Annotated in this window: 25 protein-coding genes; 10 read left to right on the top strand and 15 right to left on the bottom strand. The window is 50.7% G+C overall.

Translation table 11 applies throughout. The features are described from left to right. Positions 1-5 precede the first annotated feature (5 nt). From DWU89_RS02900 to DWU89_RS02870, 7 genes are all read left to right on the top strand, one after another. Entirely contained in the window at positions 6-710 is a 705-nt protein-coding gene (locus tag DWU89_RS02900) for a response regulator transcription factor (protein ID WP_115498177.1), read from the top strand. After that, positions 700-1,461 (top strand): DUF1295 domain-containing protein, encoded by a 762-nt coding sequence (locus DWU89_RS02895; protein ID WP_187574911.1) that lies wholly within the window; start codon positions 700-702, stop codon positions 1,459-1,461. The genes DWU89_RS02900 and DWU89_RS02895 overlap by 11 nt, the downstream gene beginning before the upstream one ends. Before the next feature lie 19 nt (positions 1,462-1,480). Further along, positions 1,481-2,707: an NADH:flavin oxidoreductase gene (locus tag DWU89_RS02890; RefSeq protein WP_115498175.1), complete on the top strand. Its 1,227-nt coding sequence runs from the start codon at positions 1,481-1,483 to the stop codon at positions 2,705-2,707. Then, entirely contained in the window at positions 2,707-3,558 is an 852-nt protein-coding gene (locus tag DWU89_RS02885) for an SDR family oxidoreductase (RefSeq protein ID WP_115498174.1), read from the top strand. Before DWU89_RS02890 ends, DWU89_RS02885 begins: the two co-directional genes overlap by 1 nt. Before the next feature lie 215 nt (positions 3,559-3,773). Beyond that, a complete protein-coding gene (locus DWU89_RS02880) occupies positions 3,774-4,361 on the top strand; it encodes a 50S ribosomal protein L25/general stress protein Ctc (RefSeq protein ID WP_115498173.1) in 588 nt (195 codons plus the stop codon). A 102-nt stretch (positions 4,362-4,463) separates the two neighbouring features. After that, positions 4,464-5,027 carry an aminoacyl-tRNA hydrolase gene (gene pth, locus DWU89_RS02875; RefSeq protein ID WP_115498172.1) on the top strand — a complete coding sequence of 188 codons (564 nt, stop codon included), beginning with the start codon at positions 4,464-4,466 and terminating at the stop codon, positions 5,025-5,027. A gap of 13 nt (positions 5,028-5,040) precedes the next feature. Continuing rightward, entirely contained in the window at positions 5,041-5,475 is a 435-nt protein-coding gene (locus tag DWU89_RS02870; RefSeq protein WP_115498171.1) for an RNA-binding S4 domain-containing protein, read from the top strand. A 1-nt stretch (position 5,476) separates the two neighbouring features. Here DWU89_RS02870 and DWU89_RS02865 read toward each other — a convergent pair whose 3' ends face one another. The 6 genes from DWU89_RS02865 to DWU89_RS02835 all read right to left on the bottom strand — a co-directional run bounded on the left by DWU89_RS02865 (position 5,477) and on the right by DWU89_RS02835 (position 13,066). Beyond that, complete coding sequence (locus DWU89_RS02865) at positions 5,477-6,088, bottom strand: hypothetical protein (RefSeq protein ID WP_115498170.1); 612 nt, start codon at positions 6,086-6,088, stop codon at positions 5,477-5,479. A gap of 4 nt (positions 6,089-6,092) precedes the next feature. Further along, the gene (locus DWU89_RS02860) at positions 6,093-7,076 is read right to left on the bottom strand and encodes a TlpA disulfide reductase family protein (protein WP_115498169.1); all 984 of its coding nucleotides are present in this window, start codon (positions 7,074-7,076) and stop codon (positions 6,093-6,095) included. A 16-nt stretch (positions 7,077-7,092) separates the two neighbouring features. After that, the gene (locus DWU89_RS02855; protein WP_115498168.1) at positions 7,093-7,866 is read right to left on the bottom strand and encodes an EFR1 family ferrodoxin; all 774 of its coding nucleotides are present in this window, start codon (positions 7,864-7,866) and stop codon (positions 7,093-7,095) included. Between the two features lie 863 nt (positions 7,867-8,729). After that, on the bottom strand, positions 8,730-10,031 hold the full coding sequence (locus DWU89_RS02845) for a sensor histidine kinase (protein ID WP_115498166.1): 1,302 nt from the start codon (positions 10,029-10,031) through the stop codon (positions 8,730-8,732). 12 nt (positions 10,032-10,043) lie between these two features. Then, a complete protein-coding gene (locus DWU89_RS02840) occupies positions 10,044-11,417 on the bottom strand; it encodes a sigma-54-dependent transcriptional regulator (RefSeq protein WP_115498165.1) in 1,374 nt (457 codons plus the stop codon). A gap of 167 nt (positions 11,418-11,584) precedes the next feature. Further along, positions 11,585-13,066: a TolC family protein gene (locus tag DWU89_RS02835; RefSeq protein ID WP_115498164.1), complete on the bottom strand. Its 1,482-nt coding sequence runs from the start codon at positions 13,064-13,066 to the stop codon at positions 11,585-11,587. 165 nt (positions 13,067-13,231) lie between these two features. Here DWU89_RS02835 and DWU89_RS02830 point away from each other — a divergent pair, with 165 nt between their 5' ends. The 3 genes from DWU89_RS02830 (at position 13,232) to DWU89_RS02820 (ending at position 14,494) form a co-directional block, all read left to right on the top strand. Continuing rightward, complete coding sequence (locus tag DWU89_RS02830) at positions 13,232-13,615, top strand: diacylglycerol kinase family protein (protein WP_115498163.1); 384 nt, start codon at positions 13,232-13,234, stop codon at positions 13,613-13,615. Positions 13,616-13,699: 84 nt separating this feature from the next. Next, positions 13,700-13,912: a hypothetical protein gene (locus tag DWU89_RS02825; RefSeq protein WP_115498162.1), complete on the top strand. Its 213-nt coding sequence runs from the start codon at positions 13,700-13,702 to the stop codon at positions 13,910-13,912. A gap of 24 nt (positions 13,913-13,936) precedes the next feature. Next, positions 13,937-14,494, top strand: a complete 558-nt coding sequence (locus tag DWU89_RS02820) for a phosphatase PAP2 family protein (RefSeq protein WP_115498161.1) — start codon at positions 13,937-13,939, stop codon at positions 14,492-14,494. 74 nt (positions 14,495-14,568) lie between these two features. Here DWU89_RS02820 and DWU89_RS02815 read toward each other — a convergent pair whose 3' ends face one another. From DWU89_RS02815 to DWU89_RS02775, 9 genes are all read right to left on the bottom strand, one after another. Further along, the gene (locus DWU89_RS02815) at positions 14,569-15,867 is read right to left on the bottom strand and encodes an ABC transporter permease (protein ID WP_115498160.1); all 1,299 of its coding nucleotides are present in this window, start codon (positions 15,865-15,867) and stop codon (positions 14,569-14,571) included. A 7-nt stretch (positions 15,868-15,874) separates the two neighbouring features. Next, positions 15,875-17,176 carry an ABC transporter permease gene (locus tag DWU89_RS02810; protein WP_115498159.1) on the bottom strand — a complete coding sequence of 434 codons (1,302 nt, stop codon included), beginning with the start codon at positions 17,174-17,176 and terminating at the stop codon, positions 15,875-15,877. 50 nt (positions 17,177-17,226) lie between these two features. Further along, complete coding sequence (locus tag DWU89_RS02805) at positions 17,227-18,507, bottom strand: FtsX-like permease family protein (RefSeq protein ID WP_115498158.1); 1,281 nt, start codon at positions 18,505-18,507, stop codon at positions 17,227-17,229. Positions 18,508-18,519: 12 nt separating this feature from the next. Beyond that, positions 18,520-19,827: an ABC transporter permease gene (locus DWU89_RS02800; protein WP_115498157.1), complete on the bottom strand. Its 1,308-nt coding sequence runs from the start codon at positions 19,825-19,827 to the stop codon at positions 18,520-18,522. Positions 19,828-19,842: 15 nt separating this feature from the next. Next, positions 19,843-20,508, bottom strand: coding sequence for an ABC transporter ATP-binding protein (locus DWU89_RS02795; protein WP_115498156.1), 666 nt, complete (start codon positions 20,506-20,508; stop codon positions 19,843-19,845). A 184-nt stretch (positions 20,509-20,692) separates the two neighbouring features. Then, entirely contained in the window at positions 20,693-21,967 is a 1,275-nt protein-coding gene (locus DWU89_RS02790; RefSeq protein ID WP_115498155.1) for an ABC transporter permease, read from the bottom strand. A 6-nt stretch (positions 21,968-21,973) separates the two neighbouring features. Then, the gene (locus DWU89_RS02785) at positions 21,974-23,242 is read right to left on the bottom strand and encodes an ABC transporter permease (RefSeq protein ID WP_115498154.1); all 1,269 of its coding nucleotides are present in this window, start codon (positions 23,240-23,242) and stop codon (positions 21,974-21,976) included. Positions 23,243-23,263: 21 nt separating this feature from the next. Then, positions 23,264-24,535, bottom strand: coding sequence for an FtsX-like permease family protein (locus tag DWU89_RS02780; protein ID WP_115498153.1), 1,272 nt, complete (start codon positions 24,533-24,535; stop codon positions 23,264-23,266). 17 nt (positions 24,536-24,552) lie between these two features. After that, entirely contained in the window at positions 24,553-25,827 is a 1,275-nt protein-coding gene (locus DWU89_RS02775; RefSeq protein ID WP_115498152.1) for an ABC transporter permease, read from the bottom strand. Between the last annotated feature and the right edge of the window lie 9 nt (positions 25,828-25,836).

Below are 25,836 nucleotides of genomic sequence, written 5' to 3'. Positions count from 1 at the left end.
AGATAATGGACGATCACTCAAACATTCTTATTTTTAGTAAAGACAATGCCCAGGGAGCTATTATTCAAGACAATTTGAAAGCCGCCGGATACGACTCACAGGTATTTGACCAGGAAACAACCGCGTACGAGAGTTTCCTCTCCGGTCATTTCAATTTTTGTATTATAGATAATAATCTGGCCGTAAAAGAAACGCGAACATTTGTCGCTATGATGAAGAGTTCGGAGAAAATAATCCCTGTTATTTTCTTATGTGATCACCCAACCAGAGAAGATATCAGTTTATTATTTTCTTTCCATGCCGATGACGTGATACGTAAGCCGCTGGACTTTGAAATCCTGCTGGCACGTATGAAAGCGATACAAAAGCGCTATCATCCGGAAGAGAGGAAAGAGACAAAAATCTACATCTTCGGCAAGTTCAGATTCAACATACAAAAGCAGCTCTTGTCTATCGAAGACAAAACGACCAAGCTGACAACCAAAGAAGCAGACTTGCTCACATTTTTGTGCCAGCATGCCAACCAGACGATAGACAGGATGCAGGCCCTACAAGTCATTTGGAAAAGCGACAACTATTTCAATGCCCGCAGTATGGATGTCTATATCACCAAGTTGCGCAAACTGTTGCAAGACGATCCGACAATCCGGATCGTGAACATTCACGGGAAAGGATACAAATTATCAACATACGATGATGATGACGACTGAACATTTCACCTTATTTCTAATTGTAATGGCAGCCATTGCCGCCATTGTTTTCATCACGCTTTACTTTGTGGAAGCCGGCTACGGAATGCTGTTCGACAAGAAATGGGGCTTTCCGATACCGAACCGAATTGCCTGGATTTGTATGGAAGCACCTGTTTTCATCGTGATGTTCCTACTATGGAACGGCTCAGAAAGGCAGTTTGAAACGGTGCCGTTGCTGATATTCCTATTCTTCGAACTGCATTATTTCCAGCGGGCTTTTATCTTCCCTCTGCTGATAAAAGGCAATAGCAAGATGCCGGCGGGAATTATGCTGATGGGGATTACTTTCAACATATTGAACGGATATATGCAAGGAGAATGGATTTTCCACCTGGCCCCGCAAGATATGTACACCGAAAGCTGGCTGTACAGTCCGCTATTCATCATCGGGACAATCCTTTTCTTCACCGGCATGGGGATCAATATTCATTCGGACCATATCGTCCGCCATCTGCGCAAACCGGGCGACACAAAGCATTACCTGCCCAAAGGAGGAATGTTCAACTATGTAACTTCGGCTAATTATTTCGGCGAAATAGTGGAATGGTGCGGTTTTGCCATCCTGACCTGGAGCGCAAGCGGAGCCGTGTTCGCCTGGTGGACCTTTGCCAATCTGGTGCCTCGCGCCAACACCATCTATCATAAATATAAAGCTATGTTTGGAAACGAACTGGGAAACCGGAAACGGGTGATCCCTTTTATATATTGAAAGATAAACACATACAGTTATGGAAAAAGAATCTGTTCTATTCACTCCTGCAAAGATCGGTCCGTTGACCTTGCGGAACCGGACGATACGGGCGGCAGCATTCGAAAGCATGTGTCCGGGAAATGCGCCTTCCGATATGTTGTACGACTACCACACATCAGTAGCAGCCGGCGGAATCGGAATGACGACATTAGCTTATGCGGCCGTCACCCAGAGCGGACTTTCCTTTGAAAGGCAATTGTGGATGCGGCCGGAGATCATTCCGGGATTAAGACGTATCACCGATGCGATCCATAAAGAAGGTGCAGCCGCTTCCGTACAACTCGGACATTGCGGGAACATGTCTCATAAAAATATCTGCGGATGTACGCCTATATCGGCATCCAGCGGTTTCAATATCTACTCCCCTACGCTTGTCCGGGGCATGAAACCCTCCGAGATCGTAGCAATCTCCAAAGCATTCGGGCAGGCCGTGCATCTGGCACGCGAAGCCGGCATGGATGCAGTCGAGATACATGCCGGACACGGCTACCTGATCAGCCAGTTCCTCTCTCCTTACACCAACCACCGGAAAGACGAATATGGCGGCAGCCTGCAAAACCGGATGCGTTTCATGAAAATGTGCATGGACGAGGTGATGAAAGCTGCCGGTTCGGATATGGCCGTGCTGGTCAAGGTGAATATGCGCGACGGATTCAAAGGCGGAATGGAACTCGACGAAACGATCGAAGTAGCCCGCACCCTGCAGGACGAATGCGGAGCGCAGGCGTTGGTGCTGAGCGGCGGTTTCGTCAGCCGCGCCCCGATGTATGTGATGCGCGGCGCAATGCCGATCCATACGATGACGCATTATATGCCTTTCGGTTGGCTGCCGATCGGCGTTAAAATGGCCGGACGCCTCATGATCCCGTCCGAGCCGTTCAAAGAGGCTTATTTCCTCGAAGACGCGCTGAAGTTCAGGGCTGCATTGAAAATGCCGCTTGTGTATGTAGGCGGACTGATCTCACGCGAGAAGATAGACGAAGTCCTGGGCGACGGTTTCGAGTTTGTCAGCATGGCACGCGCCTTGCTGAACGATCCTTCATTCGTCAATAAGATGAAGGAAGACGAGCATGCCCGTTGCGACTGCGGACACAGCAACTATTGCATCGCCCGCATGTATTCCATCGAAATGGCTTGCCACAAACATATTCAGAACTTACCCAAAAGTATCATCAAAGAAATAGAAAAACTGGAATATAAGTAATGGAAAAAGGATTAGCCATCATAACCGGTGCCGACGGAGGCATGGGACAAGTCATCACGACAGCGCTCGCAAAAGAGGGTTATCCGGTGATCATGGCCTGCCTCAACCCACAGAAAGCAACCCTTGTCTGCGAACGGATCAAAAACGAGACCGGAAACACGCAGATAGAAGTACGCCCTGTCAACCTCGCATCCCTGTCGGCCGTTAACAACTTCACCAGCCAATTGTTGAAAGAAGGCCGGCCTGTCAGCCGTTTGATAAACAATGCCGGAATCCTGACCACTCCGGTACGCGGAACCGAGGATGGGCTGGAAACAATCGTAAGCGTCAACTACGTGGCGCCTTACATGCTCACCCGGCAAATATTGCCGCTGATGCAACCCGGTTGCCGTATCGTCAACACGGTATCTTGCACGTATGCCATCGGCAAGATTGGTCCCGACTTCTTTGAGAAAGGAAAGAGCGGACGTTTCTCCCGCATCCCGGTCTACGGAAATACCAAGTTGGCTTTATTGCTGTTCACACAGGAACTTGCCGGACGTATCCGGGAAAAAGAAATTACGGTAAACGCTTCGGATCCGGGAATCGTCAGCACCAATATGATCACGATGAAAGCCTGGTTCGACCCGCTGACCGACATCTTCTTCCGCCCGTTTATCAAAACGCCGGCACAAGGAGCCGCTACAGCCATCCATCTCGCCCTATCGGATGAACCGAAAGAGAAAAGCGGTCGTTGTTATGCCAATTGCAAAGAGACAAAAGTTCCGGTACGCATCCTGCATCATATTCAGCAAAAACAACTCTGGGACGACACGGAAATTTTGCTCAGACAAAAGGGATTCCATTTTTGAACCGGCATGCCTTTTTAGTTCCATGCCGACGAAACTTTTGTTCCATGCCCATGGAATTTTAGTTTCATGCCTATGGAACTAAAATTTCATGCAGACAAGATTTTGCAGATATAAATATAAATCGTACCTTTGCACCGCTTTTAACCCCCGTACGTGTGATGGGAAATTAGAAAGCATAAACATCTAATTTTGAGTAACACAAAAATTAAAAAAGAATGAAGACATTTCAATTAGAAGGAAAGTCAAGAGAAGTAGCAGCTACTTCTGCAGACCAGAAGAGAGCTTTGAAAGCTATGCGTAAAAACAACGAAATCCCTGCTGTACTGTACGGCGGTGAAAAAGTAACTCACTTCATCATTACAAAAGACAGCGTTCGTAACTTGGTTTACACTCCTGAAATCTTTGTCGTAGAATTGACTATCGACGGCAAAAAGACGATGGCTATCGTAAAAGACATCCAGTTCCAGCCTGTAACAGATGCTATCATGCACATGGACTTCATGGAAGTATCTGATAAGAAACCGGTTGTAATGGAAGTTCCGGTTGTTCTGGAAGGTCACGCTGAAGGTGTTAAAGCCGGTGGTAAGTTGAGCCTGCAGATGAGAAAGCTGAAAGTAAAAGCGATCTACACTGCTATCCCCGAAAAATTATTTATCAATGTTGACCACCTGGGCTTAGGAAAGACTATGCAGGTTGGTTCATTGCACTTCGAAGGTCTTGAACTGATAAACGCTAAGAACGCAGTTGTCTGCGCCGTTCAGTTGACTCGTGCCGCTCGTGGTGCTCAGGCAAAAGCACAATAATCAGTATTGTATCAAATAATCGAAGGGGAGGATATTCTAACGGAGTATTCTTCCCTTTGCTATATATAAGATACCTGATGTACATCCCAAAATAAACAGACAATGAAATATTTGATAACAGGACTTGGTAATATCGGCTCCGAATACTTAGGAACCCGCCACAATGTCGGATTCCGTGTGGTAAACGCACTGGCGGAAGATGCCGGCGTTCCTTTTACAGAAGAACGTTATGGCGCAATTGCCCGGATGCGTGTCAAGAACTGTGAGCTGATTCTACTGAAACCGAACACATTCATGAACCTGAGCGGCAATGCCGTCCGCTACTGGTTGCAGAAAGAAAATATCCCGGTAGAAAACCTGCTGGTTGTGGTAGACGACCTCGCGCTTCCGTTCGGGACGCTCCGCCTCAAACCCAAAGGCAGCGATGCCGGGCATAACGGCTTGAAGAACATCCAGCAATTGTTAGGCACACAAGAATACAGCCGCCTCCGCTTCGGTATCGGCAGCGACTTCCCGCGTGGCGGACAGATCAACTATGTGCTGGGCAAATTTCCGCCGGAAGAACTCCAGCTTATGCCGGAGAAAATGAAACGGGCCGTAGAAATCATCAAAAGTTTCTGCCTGGCCGGAGTACAGAATACGATGAACCTATACAACAATAAATAGTTGAGAATTTATTATGAACGAAGTCCGTATAGATAAATGGATGTGGGCTACCCGCATATTCAAAACACGTACGATAGCCGCCGAGGCCTGCAAGAAAGGCCGGATCATGATAAACGGCGTCACAATAAAACCTTCCCGCATGATCAAAGTCGGCGAAGTGATACAGGTGCGCAAACCGCCTATCACCTATTCATTCAAAGTGCTCGACTTAACGGAACACCGCATGGGAGCCAAACTGGTGCCGGGCTTTTTGGAAAACGTAACGACACCCGACCAGTATGAAATCCTGGAAATGAACCGCATCTCCGGTTTTGTCGACCGCGCACGCGGCTTAGGCCGTCCGACCAAAAAGGACCGCCGCGAACTGGAACAGTTCACTGATCCGGGAATGGCCGGCGACGGTTTCGACTTCGACTTTGATTTCGGAGATCCGGACGAGGATGAATAAATTACAGCAATGGTTTCAATTCCTTCTCAAATATATCCTTGCTGACAATACGGTAATGAGGCGAGTAAGTTTCTTCAAAGACTTTGCTGTGATGTCCGACATACTCTCCCCTGTCCAACCGTTCTTCAATCTCTTTCCGGTCGGCTTCATAACCAGGTAAAGCCAGTTCCATGGAACGGATAATCGCCTCGATCTGAAGCCACTCCTTTTTCCATTCGGCAACCGTTACAGGCTGAATCCCGTTTACACTACGGACAAAGGCATCGAAAAAGGTCGCATACGGAATCTGTCCGGTTTTGATAACCGAGAGGTTCACCCGAAAGAAATTACCTTCCCAGCCGGTCGGCTCAGCAATATCGCCGGAACATTCCGTGTAGGAAGCAAGTTCACGGCGCAGATAATTACCGGCAGCCGCCGTATCACCGATGATATGCCCGGGGCCGAACTTATCCTGAAAGAAATTCTTATACAGGTCTTTCAATGTCGATTTCGGATAAGTCTGCATCTGACGGGAGACGGCGGCACGCACCGCCGTATCAAAATCCGGCTTCTCCGCCGCCGAAAGAGAGAGGCAGAGAAGCAGGAATAAAGTCATAACGCTATACGTACGCATCGTTCTACTTGATTACTTCCTTCAGTTTCTGATGCAAATCCTCACCGGTTATATTCTTGGCGATAATCACACCGTCCGGGTCCAACAAAACATTGGCCGGAATGCCACGCACACCGTAGAGCGCCGGTATTTCGGAATCCCAGTATTTCAGGTCGGAAAGATGTGTCCAGGTCAGGTTATCATCAGCAATCGCTTTCAGCCATTTGCTTTTATCCTTATCTAAGGAAATCCCAATGATGGTGAAGTTCTTATCCTTATATTCGTTGAAAGCCTTGACGACATTCGGATTCTCGCGACGGCAGGGCGGACACCAGGATGCCCAGAAATCCAACAAGACATATTTGCCCCGGAAATCAGAAAGCGATACCGAAACGCCTGCCGTATCAGGTAAAGAAAACTCCGGCGCAGTCTTACCAATCTGCACGTTTTCAAGCTGCTTGATGATGCCATCCAAATCTTTCACATACGGGCAATCGGCCAATGCCGGCGAAATCCGGGCGCGGGTCGTCTTCAAGTCGTCCAGCGGCAACTGATAGGTAAAATAGCGATAGAGGTAAAAGGCGGCGGCAGGCGAATCCGGATATTTGGCAATCAGGCTATCGATGTCGTAGCCATCCTCAAAAACCTTGTCGGCATTCTCCTGAAAGACGGTGTTTACCGGCGAGTTCTGTACCGTAATCGTTTCTCCGTCATCACCGATCTTTACATCCATAGTCGTATTCTCGACAAAGAGCTGAACCGGGTAATCCATATTTTCGGTTGCCAGACCAAACAATAATGGCTGGTCTACTTCTCCTTTAAACGTGAACTTCCCATCTTTCACCTCGGCAGTGTCGACATCAAAAAACATTTTATTCCGGAATGACTTGAGGTAGATTTTACCTTCCGGCATACCGGCTACCTCACCGTTTATCACATAACCTTTCGGCGTTTCCTGGCAACTTGCCAACGTTAGGGCCACCAGGGCTGTTACTGCTAATCGTTTCATTTTATCTGTTTATTTATTATTTAACTTGAGGATGATGATATCTTCCTTTCTTCAGCGTCTCCTTGCCATACTCGATTGCCCGGACGGGACAACGGTGGATGCAGGCGACACACTGCACACAGGTATTCGACCAGACCGGCTTCCCTTCCTGTAAGGTAATCGTTCCGGTAGGACAAATGCGTTCGCACAATCCGCAGGAAATACAGGCATCTGTCGCCCGGAATGAGTTTCTCCCGATTGCCAAATGGGCAAAAAGAGGATAGACAAGCCGGCTTTTCAGGAAAGGCATGCTTCCTTGCGTATATAAACCGGAATCTTGCCGACTACAGATCGCTTCAACGATTTCCCCGACCCGTGCAGGCGCTTCCTGCAACTTCCGCTCTTCCACCTCTTTACTGTCCACATCGAAACCGGGCAGCAGGATATAGTTGTTCGGCATAATCACGGAATAGGCGGCAGTAAGCGGTAAACGTCGTTTGCGCAAGGCTTTCTCCAAAAGCTGATCCGTATATCCGCATTCATCTCCACAAGTAGAAACGGAATATACGGGCTGTCCGGCATATCCTTCTAACACCAACCGGGAGATAAAACGGACCATCGGCACCGCCGGACCCCAGGAATGCACAGGATAGACAAACAGTATCTTTTCATCCCGGCGGAGCGGATAAACCAAGTCTTTGTCCTCCTTACGCAATTCATCTGCAATCGGAATCAACGGTTCTCCTAATGCCTCTCCCAAAGCTTTTGCCACCCAAAGCGAATTACCTGTTCCTGTAAAGTAAAATATCATATTCCTATTTTGTTTCAAATGCAAAAGTAGGTATAATTCAAGAATATATCTTACCCTTTTCTTATTAAGAAACCTAAATAACAGTGTTATGACTACAATGGAATTAAATTTAGGCTCACCCGCTAATCATTGGGGATAAATAAATTCATTATTTGGCAAAAGAGAGCCTGCCGCAGGGGGGCTTATTGTATAAAACGCATTTTTCAAGTCTAAAAGACATCCAAAACAAAACAAATGTTAATCCACTTTTTGGGCCTCAAAAAGGGGCTTTTTCCTCTTTTTTGAGCGTTTTCCGCCATTACGACCGTCCTCTTTGCCATTACGACCGTGCTAATGTGTAGTGCACTCGGCACCTCGCGAAGATTAGCACGGTCGTAATGGAGATTTGGACGGTCGTAATTGAAAAGAGGATCGTCATAAGGGCAAAAAGCCCCCTGAATTTCCTTTGGATATTTGGAACGCCGTCCGTTTTATTTTCAAATATTCGATTCTCCGGGAGTTAAGGTTTATCACTTTGCTGCCGTATCCAGTTCTCGGCTATCAAATTGCACGTTTTTTGGAATGGGCTCGGCACCTCATTTTATCTATTGTCATCCGATCAGGTTAAAACCATGAAAAAAGTCAATCCAAAATCGATCAGAATTTCGGACGAAATAGAAAAACGGCTAAAAAGGGGGTTATTGTAATCTTCGGGTTTGCGGAAGATTCGAAACTTGCCAGGTTTAAACTGATCTGTATCACCTACCTCATCCTTGTGTTTATCCCCAATGATTATCGGGTGAGTCTCCATTTCTCCATAAAGTTGTTTTCAGTATGTCAAAGATAATAGATTGAAAGCAAACCACACAACAAACAGAAAAACATCACTCAAACACAATCCTAAACCTCGTCAGTCCGTCCGCATACGTTCGGAGGGAGAAGGTGCAGTTGTGTTTTTGGAGGACTTCGCGAATGAAGATAAGACCGATGCCTTGACCGCCGCGCTTGGTCGAAAAGAAGGGGCTGAACAGCTTCGCTTCCGTCGCTTTGTCGATGCCTTTACCGGTGTCGGCGATTTCTAAGCAGACGGGATTATGCGACGTACGGATGTAGATATGGCCGTCGTGGTCGATCGATTCGGCGGCGTTCTTGATGATGTTGACAAGCACTTGCTCGAAAAGCGAATTGTCCAGGTCGACAATCGGCGAAACAGGCGATAAATCCATGACAATACGGATATCACGGTTCTGACAGATCGTCTCCATAAAGCGCTTGCAGGAGAAAACAACCGCGTTCAACGGCTGCCTCTTGGTCTGTGGCTCGGGGATGCGCACAACGTCGGCAAAGTTGGTGATGAAATGGCTCATGCTGTAGCAACGTTCGATCGAAACACGCAGCACCTCGCAGATGTCTTCCGTGTCTTGCATCTCGCTAAAGGTGGACTCGAGCGTGTCGAGAGTCGAAGTGATGCCCGCCGTCGTGTTGTTCACCTCGTGCGCGATCATCCGGATCACCTTCTCGTAGGCTTTCTTCTCGGCCTTGAAGACTTCCTGCGTCAAGATCTCGACCAGGTAGAAGGAATGATGGAAGCCACGGTCTACAAACGATGAATGCGTACATTTATATATGTTAGCATCGTTCAGGCGGACGGTCTGCGAATCGTACAGCGGAATCCGCTCCAACTCCGACGCGAGCGGAGAGTCGATTTCCGACAACCGGCACCCGGCGAGATCGGACAACGCGGAAACACCGAACATCTTGCGGGCTGCCGGGTTAGCAGAGAGAAGCTCCTTGTCCAGGTTGAGCATGATCACGCCCATCGGAGAGGCGTTGATCAGCAGGTCGAGGAAGTGGTTCTGCTCGCGGAGATGCAGGCGCTCGTTTTTCAGCTGTTCCATCATCTTATTGAAGATGTCGACGATGCGGTCCGCCTCTGTCTGCCCGACACGGCTCAGACGGGAACTGAAGTCCTGCTCTTTCAGCAGCTCCATACCGTTACCGATGATATGGAGAGGTTTGATGATGCGGCTGTAGAAAACAGCCAAATAGATAATCGTCAGCACGACAACGCCTTCCACAATGAAAAACATCTTGGACGAATCGGAATAGAAGGCATGCCAGGTGAGTATCGCCAGCACTGAGAGCAGCAACACGGTCAAGATCCAGAACAGTCCTTTTATCCTCATGCGCTTTCGGGATTATTTGTCAATGGGTATATCATACTTTTCGAGACGCCGGTAGAGGGCGGCACGACTGATGCCGAGGGCGGTCGCGACGTGCGAGAGGTTGCCGGCATGCGTCCGGAGAGCTTGAAGAATGGTCTGCTTTTCCAGCTCATCGAGCGTCAGCCCTTCGAGCGACGGCGCGGAGGGTGTCGCCTGCAGCGAGGGCGCATGCAGGCATTGGCTCTCGAAATCGGAGGCTTCGAGAACGGCTTTGCCGGACACTAATATCGTGCGCTCGACCAGGTTTTTCAGCTCGCGGATATTTCCCGGATAGGGTTGTTTCTGCAGGAACGTCAATGCTTCGGACGAGAAGCGGACGGCGGGCAGGCCATTCATCTCGGACTGCTTGTCGGCAAAATAACGAGCCAGCAGCGGAATATCGTCTTTACGCTCGCGCAAGGCAGGCAGGTGAATGGTGATCAGGTTGATGCGGTAGAACAGGTCTTCGCGGAAGGCACGCTGGGCAACCATCTCGCGCAGGTTGCAGTTCGTGGCGCTAACTACCCGGATATCGACTTTGCGGGGGCGACTGTCGCCCAATACTTCAAACGTCTGGTCTTGCAGGACACGCAGGAGCTTCACCTGGCAAGATAATTCGAGGTCACCGATCTCGTCGAGGAAAATCGTTCCTTTATTGGCCATCTCGAAACGTCCGGTGCGGTCAATATAGGCATCCGTAAAGGCACCTTTCTTGTGGCCGAACATCTCGCTCTCGAAAAGGCTCTGCGACAGGCCGCCGAGGTTGACTTTCACGAAGGGTTCTTTCGCACGTGGGCTGTTGGCATGGATCGCTTCGGCAATCAGCTCCTTTCCGGTACCGCTCTCTCCCGTGATCAGGACGGAGGCAGTTGTCGGGGCGATGCGCGAAACAGTCCCTAAGACTTCCATCAGCGGGGCGCTCTGGCCAATTATCTTGTCGAAATGGAATTTATTATCGGCATCCAGACGGTTCAGGGGCGTTTCCTGCTCCTTCTTCTGTTCGCTCAGCTCGAGCGCCGTCCGGATGGATTTCAGTAAAACGAGATTGTTCCAAGGTTTGGTCACAAAATCGAAGGCGCCGGCCTGCATCCCTTGCACGGCAAGCGAGATGGAGCCCCATGCCGTCATCAGGATCACAGGGACATCGGGTCGGAAGATTTTCACCTGCTTCAATAGTTGTATGCCTTCCTCACCGGTGGTAGTCAGCGTAAAGTTCATATCCATCAGGATAAGCTGCGGAGCTGTCTGACGCACGACAGCCAAGGCTTCCTCCGGACCCGGAACGGCTTCCGGCTCGAATCCGGCCCGTTTCAACAGGAAGGTCAGCGAAGAACGAACGGCAGAATCATCGTCTACTATTAGGATCATTGTTGTTTATATTATGTTTGTATTACCAGACGCAGATTTCGCAGACGACGCAGAAGAACGCAGATCATTTATTGTTTTAAAAGGGAATAAATAAATCTGCGTTCCTCTGCGTAATCTGCGCCCGTCTGCGTCCGGTAAATATTTGCAAATTTACGGAATTAAATCGATTACCGCCGTACGATCTCTTCGAAATCGGCATCGAGGTTGCGGTCATTGATGAAATCGTAGAGGGTGACGCTACGGATATTATAGTAATAATTCCAATAGTCGTAGAGTTCCTGGATATGCTTTTGCTTAGCTTCATCCTTGGACTGCTGCGCATCGTTCAGGTCCAGAATGTTGATCTTGCCGATCATGAATGTTTCGATGGAGGTCTTATACCGTTTCTCGGCGATCGCATCGGCTTCCTGGGCAATCTCCAACTGGGCTGCCTGGTTGTTGAAGTTCTCGACCAGCAGGAAGATGTCCTGGTTGAAGCTAATCTCTTCCTGACGTATTTTGGAAAGAGTCACATCGCGGTTGGACTCGGCGACCTTCACTTTCCCCCGGCGTTTGCCCCAGTCGAGGATCGGGATCGTCATGCCGACTTCGACCACCTGGTTTCCTTTCAGGCGGTTGTAGGCGGCATCGAACGTATGGTCTTTCCCGGTATATCCGATGGAGGCGAACAGGTTGATGCTGCGGCGGTTTCCTTTTGCGGTGGCAACGGCATAGTCGGCTTCCAACTGGCGGCGGCGTATATTTTTGGCAAACGAATTATTTTCCTGCGCTTTCTGTAACACTGCCTGATAGACCATCCGGAGCGAGGGAGCCGATTCGGGAAGGATCGGCTCGATCACTTCCTGCTCGCTCAAGCCCAAGAAGGCACGGAGCTGAAACATATTGGCGTTGAGATTGGACTGGGCTTCCGTCAGCTTCCCTTTCATTTGCAGGGCCGACAGCTTCAACTGCATCAGCTCGCTTTCGGAGATGTGCCCGATCTTGCGCTTGGCGATGGCTATCTCGTAGAGCTTGTCGGCGTTCTCGAGGTTCTGGCGGGCGATCTGCAGGTTCTCATCGGCCAGCAACAAATTGAAGAAGTAGCCGATCGCATTGAGCGTGACAATCTCCACGCTCTCGATATAGGCGGCTTTCGCCTCCTGGTAGCGGACAGGCTCGATGCGGCGTTTCCATTTCTGGTCGTTCACACCGAATATCGGCTGCGTCAGGGTCAGCCCGACGGGTACGCTCATATATTCATTGAAGGCGCCATGGCCTAACTGGCGGTTGAAATCGAGAGAAGAGTTGAGCGATATCTTACCACCGGTCAACGCGATATTCTGGTCGATCGAAATCTCGCCGTTCAGCCCGAGCGCGTTGTTCTGGACAAAGGTGTACGAACCGTCGGACTGCTGGTATTTAGAATATTGCTTGCTGTAAGAAGGCAATGTCCCCTTGAAGTTAATTTCCGGCAACTGGTCGGCGACGTGCGTACGGTATTCCCAATAGGCCGTCTTCAGTTCGTTGAGGGCAACCGCCGCATCGACTGACTGCAGCTGCGCCAGGTTGATCGCCTCTTTCAGGGTCAGCCTTATCGTATCTTGTTCCTGCGCCTGCAGCCCGATGCCCGGCAACAGGAAATAAAGAATGGCTATATAGATCTTTTTCATCGTAATAAATGTTTTGCCATTCTTCTGGCAAAAGCTATGCCAAAATGATATACAACTGATTATCTGCATTGTATAATAAATATCAGTGTCCGAAAATGAACACTGTGTCCGTTTTTGAAGTATTATTCATATCTTTGCGACAATCTCTCAAAAACAATAAATAAGATGAAAAACAGCGGCTTCACTTTTCGTAAACGACTGGCCAGTTTCCGGTACGCTTTTAATGGTATCCGTTTATTGATACAAAAAGAACAGAACGCATGGATACACTGTTTTGCTGCTATTTGTGTAGTTATAGCAGGCTTTTTCTTCGGTTTATCCGAAGCTGAATGGATAGCTGTTATCATCGTTATTGGAGCCGTATTGTCGGCAGAAGCAGTCAATTCCGCCATAGAATCGCTTGCTGATTTGGTCTCGCCCGAATACAACGAGGCCATAAAAAACACCAAAGACCTCGCAGCCGGAGCTGTTTTAATTATAGCGATAGCTGCCGCAATAGTCGGATTTATTATTTTTCTCCCTAAACTCGGTGTTTTACCGGCTATTTAAAATAATAATCCGTTATTTCATTGTTTTACAATTCTCTTTGTTTATATTTGTGCCATTATTAACAAAATATTAAAACAGGAGATTATGGCACGCACAGTAAATTATCCGAAAAGGGCAGAAAAAATCAAAGAAATGATCGATGATTTAGTAAATGAAATGGGACATTCTTCACGCTCGAGAATGATGAGAAAAGACAAAATCAAACTCATCGATATCGACTTTGATAATGTTGACGTCGTAACATTGATGCAGGTACAGGCTCGTATCAGCCGCATCATTCTTGAAAAAAGCAAATAAAAAAGAACAAGAACATATCTATAAATGAGACGAATTATCACCCTGGTTTTCGTGTTATTCGTTTGTTTATCGGGGAGAGCGCAAGAGGTTGAAATAAGCGGAAGTCGCAAGGCTGTCCGTACATCCGGTGATGTGCTGGCATTCGTAACGCCGGCGGCAAGCTTGGCCACCGTATTGGTGTTGCAGGATTGGCAAGGATTGAAGCAAGGCGCTTTGGCAGGAGTTTCTACTATAGGTATGACGTATACCCTGAAATATCTGATCAAGAAAGAGCGCCCGGACGGCAGCGACAACCATTCGTTTCCTTCGATGCACACTTCGGTATCGTTTACGGGGGCAGCGTTTATCCAGCGGCGTTATGGCTGGAAATGGGGTATTCCCGCTTATGCGGTCGCTTCGTATGTAGGCTGGAGCAGGACGTATGCTAAAAAGCATGATTGGTGGGATGTGGTGGCGGGAGCCGCTCTCGGAGCAGGAAGCGCCTATATCTTCACCCGCCCGTTTGCTGAAAAGCACAATTTATCTATCAGCCCGGTAGCAAGCGATAAACATTTCGGAATATATGCTTCCATGACTTTCTAAAAGAAACAAGCCCGGTCCTGCAATCACTGCAGCGCCGGGCTTTTAAACAAAAACAAATAGTGTTTATTAAAAAGCTATTCATAGTGCAGGGCTTCTGCCGGCGCCATCTTCGCAGCCTTATCGGCCGGAAGCCAGATTGCAGCCACAATGGCCACAGCCAGCACAACCCAGGTTAAACAGTTGGTCAGGATGAAACGCAGGACTGTCCGGTCCGGAAGATAGGTCACCGACGAACTATTGCCGCCTCCTAACGTATCGATCAGCCCGAGATACACGAACTGCATCTCGACCAGCACAGCCGGGATCATCATCACCGTCAAAAGGCAGATACCTTCCCACAACAGCATCTTGCGTATATCGGCACGCGTCGACCCCATCGCCATACGCAGGCCGATCTCTTCGCGCCTCACCCGGATACGATACCAGAACGTCCCCATCACGCAAAGCATGATATTTATCAGGAAAAAGAGCGTCATGGCGGTTCGGATGCGGACACTGCTCGTCATTCCGAAACTGAACTCCGTATCTTTATTGATCCGGTTATAAGATTTCACCCCTTTCAGGTAGAAATTGCCGATACGCAGTTCCCGGCTCATCGCATTCTTGAAATCTTGCAGGAAACGGGCATCCGGCACGGATTCGCGGGCGCGGACGGCGATCTCCATTCTGTCTTTTATGTTATCGGCATTGATCCGCTCGGCCCGGTAGAAAGTCAGCTGGGGACGTTCGTAATCGAAACGCTTCGTATCTCCGATCACGCCCTTCACGATGTAATTATAGGAATCCGGCTGACGTGGGCTTTCCAATATCTCTCCGACGGCATTACCATCCGGGAAGAAGGTCTCGGCCGACAAGCCGCCAAGCACGATCGCTTTCGGGTCCGACCAGTCGAAGTCGGCCACAGAAACCGGTTTGCCATCCCGTGTCGTATAGCGGAAGACCTTCAGGAAGTCCGTCTGCGGATCAAACGTGAGAACCTGCCCGCTTCCCTCGCGCGTCGTATCCCGGCGGCTGCGGAGCCAATTACCGGAATAGCTTCCACCACCCGGCGTGCTCCAGGTCGTCAGGACGGCAACTTCCTCGACATCCTTATAATCACGGATGCGGTCAAGCAGGCGGTAATAGTTGTTTTCAAGGGCGGTCGAGTCGCTTTCACCCGGTTGATACTCCGGATGTTCCGGCGGGAAAAGCGCCACGTTCACCTGCCAGGTGTTGTTCAGATCGCGGTTGGAAGGCAAGCTCTTGTTATATTCCAGGACAAAGAAATAATCCACAATGTACCAAAGCAGGCAAAACACCAGCAACAACTCCACTCCGATCCAGAGGTTGGCCCGTCTACGGTTCCATAACTGTTTTAATATATGTTTCAACATAATGCTACTATTTTGCGTTCAACGAATAAATGATCTGACGGTGTGAAGCTCTCCAAGCAGGTATCAGCGCAGAAAGCAGGTTCAGCACGAAGCACACGAAGAGGGCGATGCCGAACACCTGAAAGTTCATCAGCATCCCCGGCGTAAAGACCACATCGGCTCCTTCCGGCAATACGTCGACAAAGGTCGCATCGAGCTGCAAGATCCAGTCGCGGCTCAAATAGATCAGCAAATAGGAAAACAGCAGCCCGAACAGCCCTCCCAAAAAGGTGAAGAGGAAGTTTTCCGAGATGATCTGCCCCATCAGCGTCCCGGTCGGAGCACCGAAAGCCCGCCTGACGCCCATCTCGGCCAACCGCCGCTCCATACGCGAGTCGGTCATTCCCGAAAGGCTGACGGACGGCACCAGCAGCAGGATCAAGACGATCAGCCCGTATTGAAGGAGCAGACTTCCGAAATCCGGAGCGCTGTTACTCCAATAGCGGAAAGTAGACTGCCAATAATAGTCCGGCTGTCCCAAAGCAGTGAACGTACCGCCTTTCAGCGATTTCCCATAGCGTTCCACCCGCTCTTCCGCCTCCTGCTTCAAAGCCTTCAGGTTCGTGTCGCGTGAAGCGAGTATGTAGGCGTTGAATTTACCCAATACTCCGGTATTGTTCCAGCTATCGTTCGGCTTATAATCATCGGCCACCGTGTAGGGGAACCAGATCTGTGCATAGGTCTTCTCCGTCACTAACGAAGCGTCCTGCACAATGCCGCATACACGGTATTGCCTGAAGTTAACCGAGATATACTTGCCCGTGGCCTCCTCGTCACCAAAGAGCCGGTGCGCCAGGCTCCGGGCGATGACAGCTGTCCGGATAGCCGACTGCTGATCTGCCTCGGTGAAAGCTTTCCCTTCGAGGAAGCGGAAAGGGAACACCCGCCAGAAGTCCGTATTCACAAACTTCACCGTCACCGGCAACTGCACAGGATCACCTTCGGGCTGTACTAAGAACTCGTCGTCTTCTCTTGCCATCAATGCGATTGCCTCCACGCCTTTCAGCGACCCGAAGCAGGCGTCGATCATCCCCTCAGAAAGCGAGCTGCTGGACTGCCCGCCTCCTTCACTATTAAACGTCCCGCTCTTGGCGACCAGAATCCGGTCGCGGTTCGTCTCCGGATAGATATTCGCTACCCTCATATAGAAGACAATCGACAGCACCATCACCATCGACACGGACAGCCCCGTCCCGACAACATAGATCAGGCTGAAGAGACGTTCTTGCCGGATCAGGTTCCAGGCTTGTTTGAGATAGATTTTCAACATATTGTTTGATATTAGATATTTATATGATAGTGTGTCAAAAGTCCTATTTATTACTCATAGTGCAACGCCTCCGCCGGTTCCAGCCGTGACGCCTTACGCGAAGGATACCAGGTGGCAAGGAAAATAACGAACGCCAGAACGCTCCATGTCAGCAAGCTGACTGTAAGGAAACGTCCCACGCCAGCCGCCATGACCGTTGTCGAAAGCACGTCCATCCAAACCAGATTCAGGCAGACCAGCAACGCCGGCAACATTGCAAGCGTCAGCAGTAACAACCCTTCCCCAATCATCAGCCCTTGAATGCCAGAACGGGAAGAACCGACAGCCATACGCAAGCCCAACTCGCTGCGCCGGCGGCGCACCCGGAACCAGAATGTCCCGATCACCGCCAGGAAAACATTCACCAGAAAGAATGCACCCAGAGCCGAGAACAACTTCCGGCTGCCCGTCTCCGGCGAGTTTGCCAGATAATCGGCACGGACCTTCTGATAACTTCTGATGTCCGACACCCAGAGGTTGCCCGCCATTAACTGCCGCTTCATCTCCCGGAGGAACTTCCCGGCATAATCTGCCGAAGCGATGCCCGGACGGGTGCGGAAGGTTATTTGCACATTCGTCAGATCCTCTTCCACCATCTCCTCCTCACCCGCCAGCTCGGGCAAACTGAAAAGGCCGAAGGCAACATGCCGATGACCGATGCTATACTCATCATTGCGCACAGGTTCCGTCACCGCCACAATATGCCTGGGGACCGAATCGCCACCGGAATACAACTCCGACCCGATCACATCCGTACGGCCGAACAGCGTCTCGGCTATGCCGGCTGAAATCACGATATCCGTCGTATTCTTCATGCCCGGCAACTTTGCGCCCAGCTCTTCCGGCGAACCGCCCAATATCGAACCGATACCGAACACCCGGAAATAGTCGGGCGAAACCAGCATATAACGGATATTAAGCCGTGTGGAATCGCGCCAGACCCCGTTTCCTATATTGGAGTGCGTATAAGGCAACGAATAGTAGGACAGCCCGACCACCTCCACATCGGGATGCTGGCGGATGCGTTCCACGATACGCTCGAGGTTACGCATCGGTTCTTCGCTTCCTTCCTCATACTCGATGAACGAAGGATTGTCCGACGAACGGAGCGAAACGACCGCCTGATACACATTGTCGAGCTTATACCCCACCGGACGGTGCATCAATACACCCTGCATCAGGAAATAGTCAGTCATGAACCACAGCACCACGAACACCACCAAGAGCTCCGCCAACACCCACGTGTTGCTCCGGAACTGCGACCAGATCAATTTCAATATATGTTTTATCATAATCGTCCGATTTTAAGCATTTAGTGCCTCTGTTATATTCACCTTCACCGCACGCCAAGCAGGAACCATCGAAGAAAGCAGGTTCAAGACCAGACAGACCACAAAGGCATAGAGAAAGACTTCCCAGTTGAGCAACATCCCCGCCGAAAGGAAAATCGACCCGCCCGTCCCCATCTGCATCGCAAAGACGCCGGACGACAGCAGGAGATTTCGAAACAGGAACACCAGCACGTACGAGAACAGCAGCCCCGCCACTCCGCCGGGCAGCATCAACAGCATATTCTCCACGAAGATCTGCGACATCAACGTCCCACGCGGTGCACCGAACGCCTTGCGGACACCGATCTCCGGTATACGGTCTTGCATGTGCGACGTGTTTAGCCCCGACAGGTTCAATGCCGGAACGAGGAGGAAAAGCAGCAGGACGATCGACAGCGTCATATAAGTCTGTTTCACATCCATCCGGAGCAAGCTGCCGACCATCTGGTCTACATAAGAGACAGGATCGTTGCAAGTCACCTGCCCTTCCGTCAAGGTCGTGTTATAACGTTTCACCTCCTGCGCCAATTCGTCTTTAAGGAGACCTATGTCGTCCGCATCGCGCAGCAGGATATTCGCAACCAAGATATTGGCCGACCCTTCCTTCTCATCCGCCATCTTATTCATAATGACAGCCATCGAAGTATAGGGGATCCACACATCTGCACACACATCGGAAGCAACGCCGGACACATCCGCCACGACTCCGCTCACAATATATTTCACATCATTGATCAGCACCGTCTGCCCTGTCACCTCTGTTTTCCGGAACAGCTTCCGGCTCAGCGACTCCGTAAGCACGGCACGCGGCAGGCCGGACTGGAAATCGGCCTCCGTAAATGGTTTCCCCTCCTCAAACGTAAAGGCGTAAACTCTCCAGAACTGGTCGTTGCATCCCATGAGGCTGACTTTCGGTGCCTCATCGTGCCCCGGCGCCTGCATGAAGACATCGCCCACCGTGAAAGGCATCATCTGCGTCATAGTCGCAACAGCGACAGCTTCAGGTGTCTTCAGGTTATACATGACCTCTTTCGCGAAGCGAGGACCGACGCAGCTGTTGAGGTGCCCTTTGTCGTCATTCATGTTGAAGGAAACATTCGTCACGTAGCACATCCGGTCACGGTTCACCTCCGGGGCGATATTGGCTGTCCGGATATGGTAGACCACCGCCATCACCATGACCATCGAGATCGCCAGTCCCGTCCCGATGATATATACGGCGCTGAAGAAGCGATTCTGCTTCATCAACTGCCAGGCTTGTCTGAGATATTGTTTATACATATTACGAATTATAAGTTACATCACTTGCCGTCCGTCGAAGAAGCGCACTGTGCGTGAGGTTTGCTTGGCCTGCTCGTCGTTATGGGTTACCATAACGATGGTGCGGCCGTCTTCCTTGTTCAGTTTGTGGAGCAGTTCCATGACTTCGGCTCCCATTTTGGAGTCCAGGTTACCGGTCGGCTCATCGGCGAGGATGATGGCGGGGTTACCGACGATGGCACGGGCGATGGCGACACGCTGGCACTGACCACCGGAGAGCTGTGTCGGGAAATGGCGCATACGGTGCGAGAGGCCGACCTTTTCGAGCACAGCTTCGGCAGCGGCACGGCGTTCCTTGGCACTGACCTTGCGGTAGAGCAACGGAAGCTCGACGTTATCGAGTACGTTCAGCGAGTTGATCAGGTGGAAGGACTGGAAAACGAAGCCGAGCTTCTGGTTACGAAATGTCGCCAGCTGCTTGTCGTTCATGTTGACGGTGTTAGTGCCGGCGATCTCGACAGATCCGGAAGTCGGGGAATCCAGCAGGCCGATGATGTTCAGCAGTGTCGATTTACCACAACCAGAGGGGCCCATGATACTGAGAAACTCTCCTTTATTGACTGTCAGGTTCACATTTTCCAAAGCTACCGTCTCGATCTCTTTCGTCCGGTAGATCTTCTCAAGATTTGTAAGTGTAATCATAATCGTTATTGTTTGTTGGGCGGGATGAGCCGACCGTTGTTATTATATTCTGTGTTTAACCGGGATCGTTCACCCGGTATATCCTCCGATAGGCAAATTGCGTGCCAAAGAAGTAAATTATTATTAATCAATTATTTTCAAAACAAGACAGTGTCCGATATTGAACACATTGTCCGTTTTTGTGTTATTCATCGTGCAACGTGTCTGCCGGCTGCATCCGCATGGCGCGGAAGGCGGGGAAGCCCATGCCGATGACGACCATCAGGCCGATCATCACGAGCGTCAGTCCCATGCCCCACAGGATGCGAGCAGCGATGGAGAGTTGCATTTCGGTCTGCGTCGTCACCTCCATATAAGCCAGGTTGGCGAATATGATAGCCGCTGGGACAAACGCGATCCCTAACAGGACGAAACCCTCGGTGAAGAGATGCCGGAAGATATTGCGGCGCGAAGCTCCCATCGCCATACGAAGGCCTATCTCCGAGCTACGCTGCTGGGTGCGGAACCAGAAGGTGCCGATAATCCCTAAGAAGACGTTGAGCAGGAAGAAGAGGATGCAGGAGGCGTACATCCGGATATTATCGACCCAGGAACGGAGGAACTCGTTCCGGTAATAGGTCATCGGAATCACTTCCTTCAGGTAAATATTGCCGAGACGCATCTGTTGCGACATCTCGCGGGTGAAGTCGTCAGCAAAACGGCTGTTGTCCGCCGCAGGCTTCACACGGATAAAGAGGTTCAGTACGTCAGCCACCCCGGCACTCGAATTGCGGAAAGCCTCCTCCGTTCCCACCGGCTTATAATAAGCATAGTCATAACTGCTGAAATCAGCGTAGCGCTGCGGCTCGGAAACAGCCCCGATGCGATAGGCCATACTATCGGTACGGCCCTGGTCGGTGATCCATATCTCCTTCCGTTCCGCCTTCCCGGCATCGCCAAAGAAGGTTTCGGCAACGGTTCCCGTCACCACAATTTGGTTGTCACGCAAAGCCTGTTCCAACTTTTCCCACGATTCTCCGTGTGCCGTCTTCACCCGGAAGACGCGAAAATAGGCGGGGTCCACATGGCGCAAATAACCTTGACGGGCCAATGAGTCGTTCTTGAAGGTGGCGAAAGAGTTACTTCCCCTGTAATGGAAATGGTTGTTGCTGGTGTAGCAGACACTCTCGACCGATGGATTATGGGCCAGACGATCATAAAGCGTCAGGAAATCGCCCCCACCGTAATGGCTATGGATGGCGGTCGTGTCATAGTCGACGCTACTCTGCGGAACCGTTGCCAGCCGTACGTGATAGACATGCGAGATATCAAAACCCAACGGCCTTTCATATTCTTTATAATTGACGTACAACGTATCCACCATATACCAGAGGAAGACGGAGACGACTAACAGTTCCAGAAAGATAAGCACATTACCCTTGCGCTCATTCCAAAGTTGTATAAAGATCATTCTTAACATAAGGCATCAATTGTTTATGGAGTCTATAATATTCACCTGCGACACCCGCCAGGCCGGAATGCCGGCCGACATAAGATTCATCACCAGGCAAAACAGGAAGGCTGCGAGAAAGACATAGCCGTTAAGCATACCACCCGACAGACCTGCGTCGCCCAGGGATGTGACCAGCAACCAGTCCCGCAACAGCCAGATGGCAACGTACGAGAAGCAAAGCCCCAGCAACCCGCCTACCAACGTAAAGACCAGGTTCTCGAACAGGACTTGCCCGATGATATTGCCTTTCGACGCACCGAAGGCACGCCTCACACCCAACTCGGCTATCCGCTTGCGCATCCTCGACAGGGTGATGCCGGAAAGGTTAAAAGCCGGTACCAGAAGCAGGATGAAGAGGATGATGCCGTAACGGAGAAAAGCGCCTGCCATATCCGCCTTCCCTTCGTTGCCTCCGTTTAGCCACTCCATAATCTGCGAATTGGGCTGATATCCGATATCAGCTTTACAATCGGAAAGGGTGGAGTTGAATTTTGCAATACGGCTCTGCACTTCCTGACAAAGTTCTTCCTCCGTAACACCTTCTTTCAGTAGGACACAGCAGTTGAAATGTCCGTTGATGCCTTCGGACCAATACGTATTGTACTCCGTACCTGCCGTATAGGGAATCCACATCTCCGCCCATGCCGTGTTAGCAAAGCGGGAGACGTCTTTCACCACTCCGCAGACGCGGAAAACATTGAAGTTAAGTTTCATCTCCTTCCCCACCGCCCGTTCGCTGCCAAAAAGAGCGCGGGCGACATGCTCGCTCAGGACTACCGTACGGATGCCACTGTCGAAATCAGCTTCCGTGAATGGCTTGCCTTCGATAAAGTCGAACGAGAAGAGCTTCCAGAAAGCAGGATCGGTCTGGATCACTTTGCCGTTGCTGCTCTTCAAACCGTCCATGCTGAGTGCAGATTGATTATTCCAGCGGTCCCGGATAATGGCGGTCGTCACTTCTGCACATTCCAGGGGATAATAACATTCACGGATGAGCGGCAGTCCTATGCTTCCGAAGGAAAGGCGCCGCCCGTCGTCTTTGCCCACTGACATGGCAACGGAAAGATAATACGTCCTGTCCCGGTTCACCTCGGGACGGAAGCCGGCAGTCTTTGCTATATACAAGATCACGATCACCATGACCATGCAGATCGCCAAAGCTGTCCCAATAATGGAGATCACGCTCAGGAGCTTGTTTTCCCCGAGTAGCCGGAAGGCTTGTTTGAGATATTGTTTTATCATATTATAGTGTTTTTGCAGTGTTTATTCATAGTGCAACGCCTCCGCTGGCGCCAGCCGGACTGCCTTGCGGACGGGGAACCAGATGCCGATGCAGATCATGGCGGCCATCAGCAGGTAAGTCAAGCCAAAGGTCACGAGGAAGCGCATTGCGGTGAGTGGCTGGCGATACGTATCGAGCCGGTCCATATACACCATATTGAAGGCGAAAATGATGATCAGCGGCAAGGTCAGTGCCAACAGGCAAAGGCCTTCGGTGTACATATAGCGTTGGAGTGTGATACGGTGGGCGCCCAGCGCCATGCGGAGGCCGATCTCGCCCTTGCGGTTCTGCATCCGGAGCCAGAAGGTACCGATAATGCCGAAGAAAACATTCACTAACATAAAAGCCATCAGCGACATCTTGTTGCTTGCCTCCCGTTCGTAATATTCGAGGTGGCCTTCACGAAAGTAAGAGATGGGGGTGACACCGTAGACGTAGAGGTTGTTCACCGTCAGCCGGTCGCCCATGCCGTCGAGGAAGCGGTTCATCTCGTCCTGCGTGTAAGCCCGTTTCATGCGGACGCAGAACTCGGCCCGTTCGGCTCCGAAACCACTAACAACCGAGTTGAAGATTTCTCCTTCGAGACATTGGTAAAAGCTGGCTTCCGGACGTTCGTATTCGTTCGACCGGATGGAAGTGGAGACAGCGGCGATCTCAGAAGTCTGTTCGTTCTCGCTATGGTAGACGCGGCGGCCGACGATGTTGGGGGCTCCGTGATAGAAACCTTCTGCCATCTCCGGCGTGATCACGATAGCGTTGTGGCGGCCCTTGATTTTGTCGTAGACCTGCCCACCGTCGTTCGTTTGGATGCGGAAAAGGCGGAAATACTCAGGCGTAACGTTGCGCATCTGAAATGACTCCATCGTCTTGGCATAGAGGGTATCGCCATCCACCGGCTTGACGGGACGCCAGGAGTTGCCGTTCGAATAGGGACAGGAGTAGAAGGTGACGCAGACATCCTCGACCTCGGGGTTCTGTCGGATCTGGTTCATCAGTTGTGTAAGATCTTCGGGATCGGACGAATGGTAAAGCGAATCGACGACGTAACCCGGCGCCTTTGCATTCAGTTTGCCCAGCTTGAAACGCCAGACGTTCTCGATGTCGAATCCCAGCGGGGCGTGATAGGTGCGGTTGTCCACCCAGAAAGTATCCACCATCACCCAGAGGACGCCAGCAACAATCAGCAGTTCCGCAAATATCCAGCCGTTCGTGCGACGCTGGTTCCACATTATTTTCAGTATATGCTTGATCATGAATTATGAATTGTGAATTATGAATTATCGTTGTCTTTTAGGGCATCCACAATCTGTTCCCTGGCAATGCGGATTGCCGGCAGACCGGCACTCAGCAGGTTGAGCAACAGAGTGAAAAAGAGGGCAGCGGCAAAGAGAGCGGGTTTGAACAGCATCTCGAACGTAATCACCATCTCTCTGGACAGTAAGAACGACTTGCAAAGATGAAGGAGCACGACGGAGAGGATGATCCCGATGATCCCTCCTATCATCGTCGTAATCAGGTTTTCACACAACACCTGCGTCAGCAGACGCCCTTTCGTCGCCCCGAAAGCTTTGCGAAGCCCCATCTCGGAACGGCGTTTCTGGACAGACGACTGGATGACACCCGTCAGGTTCAACGTCGGTACCAGCAAGAGGAAGAGCAGCAAGGGCACCTTCTGGGTCAAGTATTCCAGCCAGCCGACTTGTATGCCTCCGTTCATGTCGTTCGAGCCCAACGCCACATCCACACGGGAGAAAATGTAGTTGATTCCCAGCACAAAGTCACGTCCGCCAGCATTATATCGGGCGACCGCCTGCTTGATCTCCGCACGGATAGCATCGAAGTCGCCGGAGCTATGCGCCAGGATCACAGCCTGGAAGTTGCCACAAACGCCTCCGCACGACTGATTATTCACGTAATTGGTATTACTGGTATAAGGCACCCAGACATCGGAATAAGCACTACCGGCCGCCCGCGAAGGCTCTTTCACCACGCCTGTAACCGCATAAGAAACATATCCCATCTCGATCTCCTTCCCGACAGGTTCCTCCGAGCCGAACAGTTTGCGGGCCAGCGTATTCGTGATTACGGCACGGGGCAGGCCCGAACTGAAATCAGCCTCCGTAAAAGGCTTGCCGGAGAGGAAGTGGAAGTCGAAGACTTTCCAGAATCCGGGATCGGTATAGCAGATCACATACTCTTCGAACAACCGCCGGTTCGGCAGGGAAACGATCGACCTGTCCTTTGCCATAGCAGTCACAGACTCGGGTGTCTGAAGGGGATAAAGACATTCCTTCACGACACCGTCCGACATGGCTGTGGAGTTACGGTTGTTCGGATCGGTTTGAGAATCGGCCCGTATGCCGAGGATATAAAGCATCCTGTCACGGTTCGACTCCGGCCGGAAGCCGACCAGCCGGATTTGGAACTGAAGCACAACCACCAGTATCATTGCGATAGAGAGGGCTGTTCCTAAAATCGAGATCACGCTGGTGAGGCGGTTCTCCTTCAGCATCTGAAGGGCTTGTTTGAGATATTGTTTGAACATGTTCGTCGT

The sequence above is a fragment of the Parabacteroides acidifaciens genome (assembly GCF_003363715.1).
Classification (GTDB): Bacteria; Bacteroidota; Bacteroidia; order Bacteroidales; family Tannerellaceae; genus Parabacteroides; species Parabacteroides acidifaciens.
This window is presented reverse-complemented; position numbering and strand designations above follow the sequence as displayed.

Coding starts and splice junctions, on each gene's coding strand:
- DWU89_RS02900 (WP_115498177.1), top strand. CDS start 6: ATGGACGATCACTCAAACATTCTTATTTTTAGTAAAGACAATGCCCAG.
- DWU89_RS02895 (WP_187574911.1), top strand. CDS start 700: ATGACGACTGAACATTTCACCTTATTTCTAATTGTAATGGCAGCCATT.
- DWU89_RS02890 (WP_115498175.1), top strand. CDS start 1,481: ATGGAAAAAGAATCTGTTCTATTCACTCCTGCAAAGATCGGTCCGTTG.
- DWU89_RS02885 (WP_115498174.1), top strand. CDS start 2,707: ATGGAAAAAGGATTAGCCATCATAACCGGTGCCGACGGAGGCATGGGA.
- DWU89_RS02880 (WP_115498173.1), top strand. CDS start 3,774: ATGAAGACATTTCAATTAGAAGGAAAGTCAAGAGAAGTAGCAGCTACT.
- pth (WP_115498172.1), top strand. CDS start 4,464: ATGAAATATTTGATAACAGGACTTGGTAATATCGGCTCCGAATACTTA.
- DWU89_RS02870 (WP_115498171.1), top strand. CDS start 5,041: ATGAACGAAGTCCGTATAGATAAATGGATGTGGGCTACCCGCATATTC.
- DWU89_RS02865 (WP_115498170.1), bottom strand. CDS start 6,088: ATGCGTACGTATAGCGTTATGACTTTATTCCTGCTTCTCTGCCTCTCT.
- DWU89_RS02860 (WP_115498169.1), bottom strand. CDS start 7,076: ATGAAACGATTAGCAGTAACAGCCCTGGTGGCCCTAACGTTGGCAAGT.
- DWU89_RS02855 (WP_115498168.1), bottom strand. CDS start 7,866: ATGATATTTTACTTTACAGGAACAGGTAATTCGCTTTGGGTGGCAAAA.
- DWU89_RS02845 (WP_115498166.1), bottom strand. CDS start 10,031: ATGAGGATAAAAGGACTGTTCTGGATCTTGACCGTGTTGCTGCTCTCA.
- DWU89_RS02840 (WP_115498165.1), bottom strand. CDS start 11,417: ATGATCCTAATAGTAGACGATGATTCTGCCGTTCGTTCTTCGCTGACC.
- DWU89_RS02835 (WP_115498164.1), bottom strand. CDS start 13,066: ATGAAAAAGATCTATATAGCCATTCTTTATTTCCTGTTGCCGGGCATC.
- DWU89_RS02830 (WP_115498163.1), top strand. CDS start 13,232: ATGAAAAACAGCGGCTTCACTTTTCGTAAACGACTGGCCAGTTTCCGG.
- DWU89_RS02825 (WP_115498162.1), top strand. CDS start 13,700: ATGGCACGCACAGTAAATTATCCGAAAAGGGCAGAAAAAATCAAAGAA.
- DWU89_RS02820 (WP_115498161.1), top strand. CDS start 13,937: ATGAGACGAATTATCACCCTGGTTTTCGTGTTATTCGTTTGTTTATCG.
- DWU89_RS02815 (WP_115498160.1), bottom strand. CDS start 15,867: ATGTTGAAACATATATTAAAACAGTTATGGAACCGTAGACGGGCCAAC.
- DWU89_RS02810 (WP_115498159.1), bottom strand. CDS start 17,176: ATGTTGAAAATCTATCTCAAACAAGCCTGGAACCTGATCCGGCAAGAA.
- DWU89_RS02805 (WP_115498158.1), bottom strand. CDS start 18,507: ATGATAAAACATATATTGAAATTGATCTGGTCGCAGTTCCGGAGCAAC.
- DWU89_RS02800 (WP_115498157.1), bottom strand. CDS start 19,827: ATGTATAAACAATATCTCAGACAAGCCTGGCAGTTGATGAAGCAGAAT.
- DWU89_RS02795 (WP_115498156.1), bottom strand. CDS start 20,508: ATGATTACACTTACAAATCTTGAGAAGATCTACCGGACGAAAGAGATC.
- DWU89_RS02790 (WP_115498155.1), bottom strand. CDS start 21,967: ATGTTAAGAATGATCTTTATACAACTTTGGAATGAGCGCAAGGGTAAT.
- DWU89_RS02785 (WP_115498154.1), bottom strand. CDS start 23,242: ATGATAAAACAATATCTCAAACAAGCCTTCCGGCTACTCGGGGAAAAC.
- DWU89_RS02780 (WP_115498153.1), bottom strand. CDS start 24,535: ATGATCAAGCATATACTGAAAATAATGTGGAACCAGCGTCGCACGAAC.
- DWU89_RS02775 (WP_115498152.1), bottom strand. CDS start 25,827: ATGTTCAAACAATATCTCAAACAAGCCCTTCAGATGCTGAAGGAGAAC.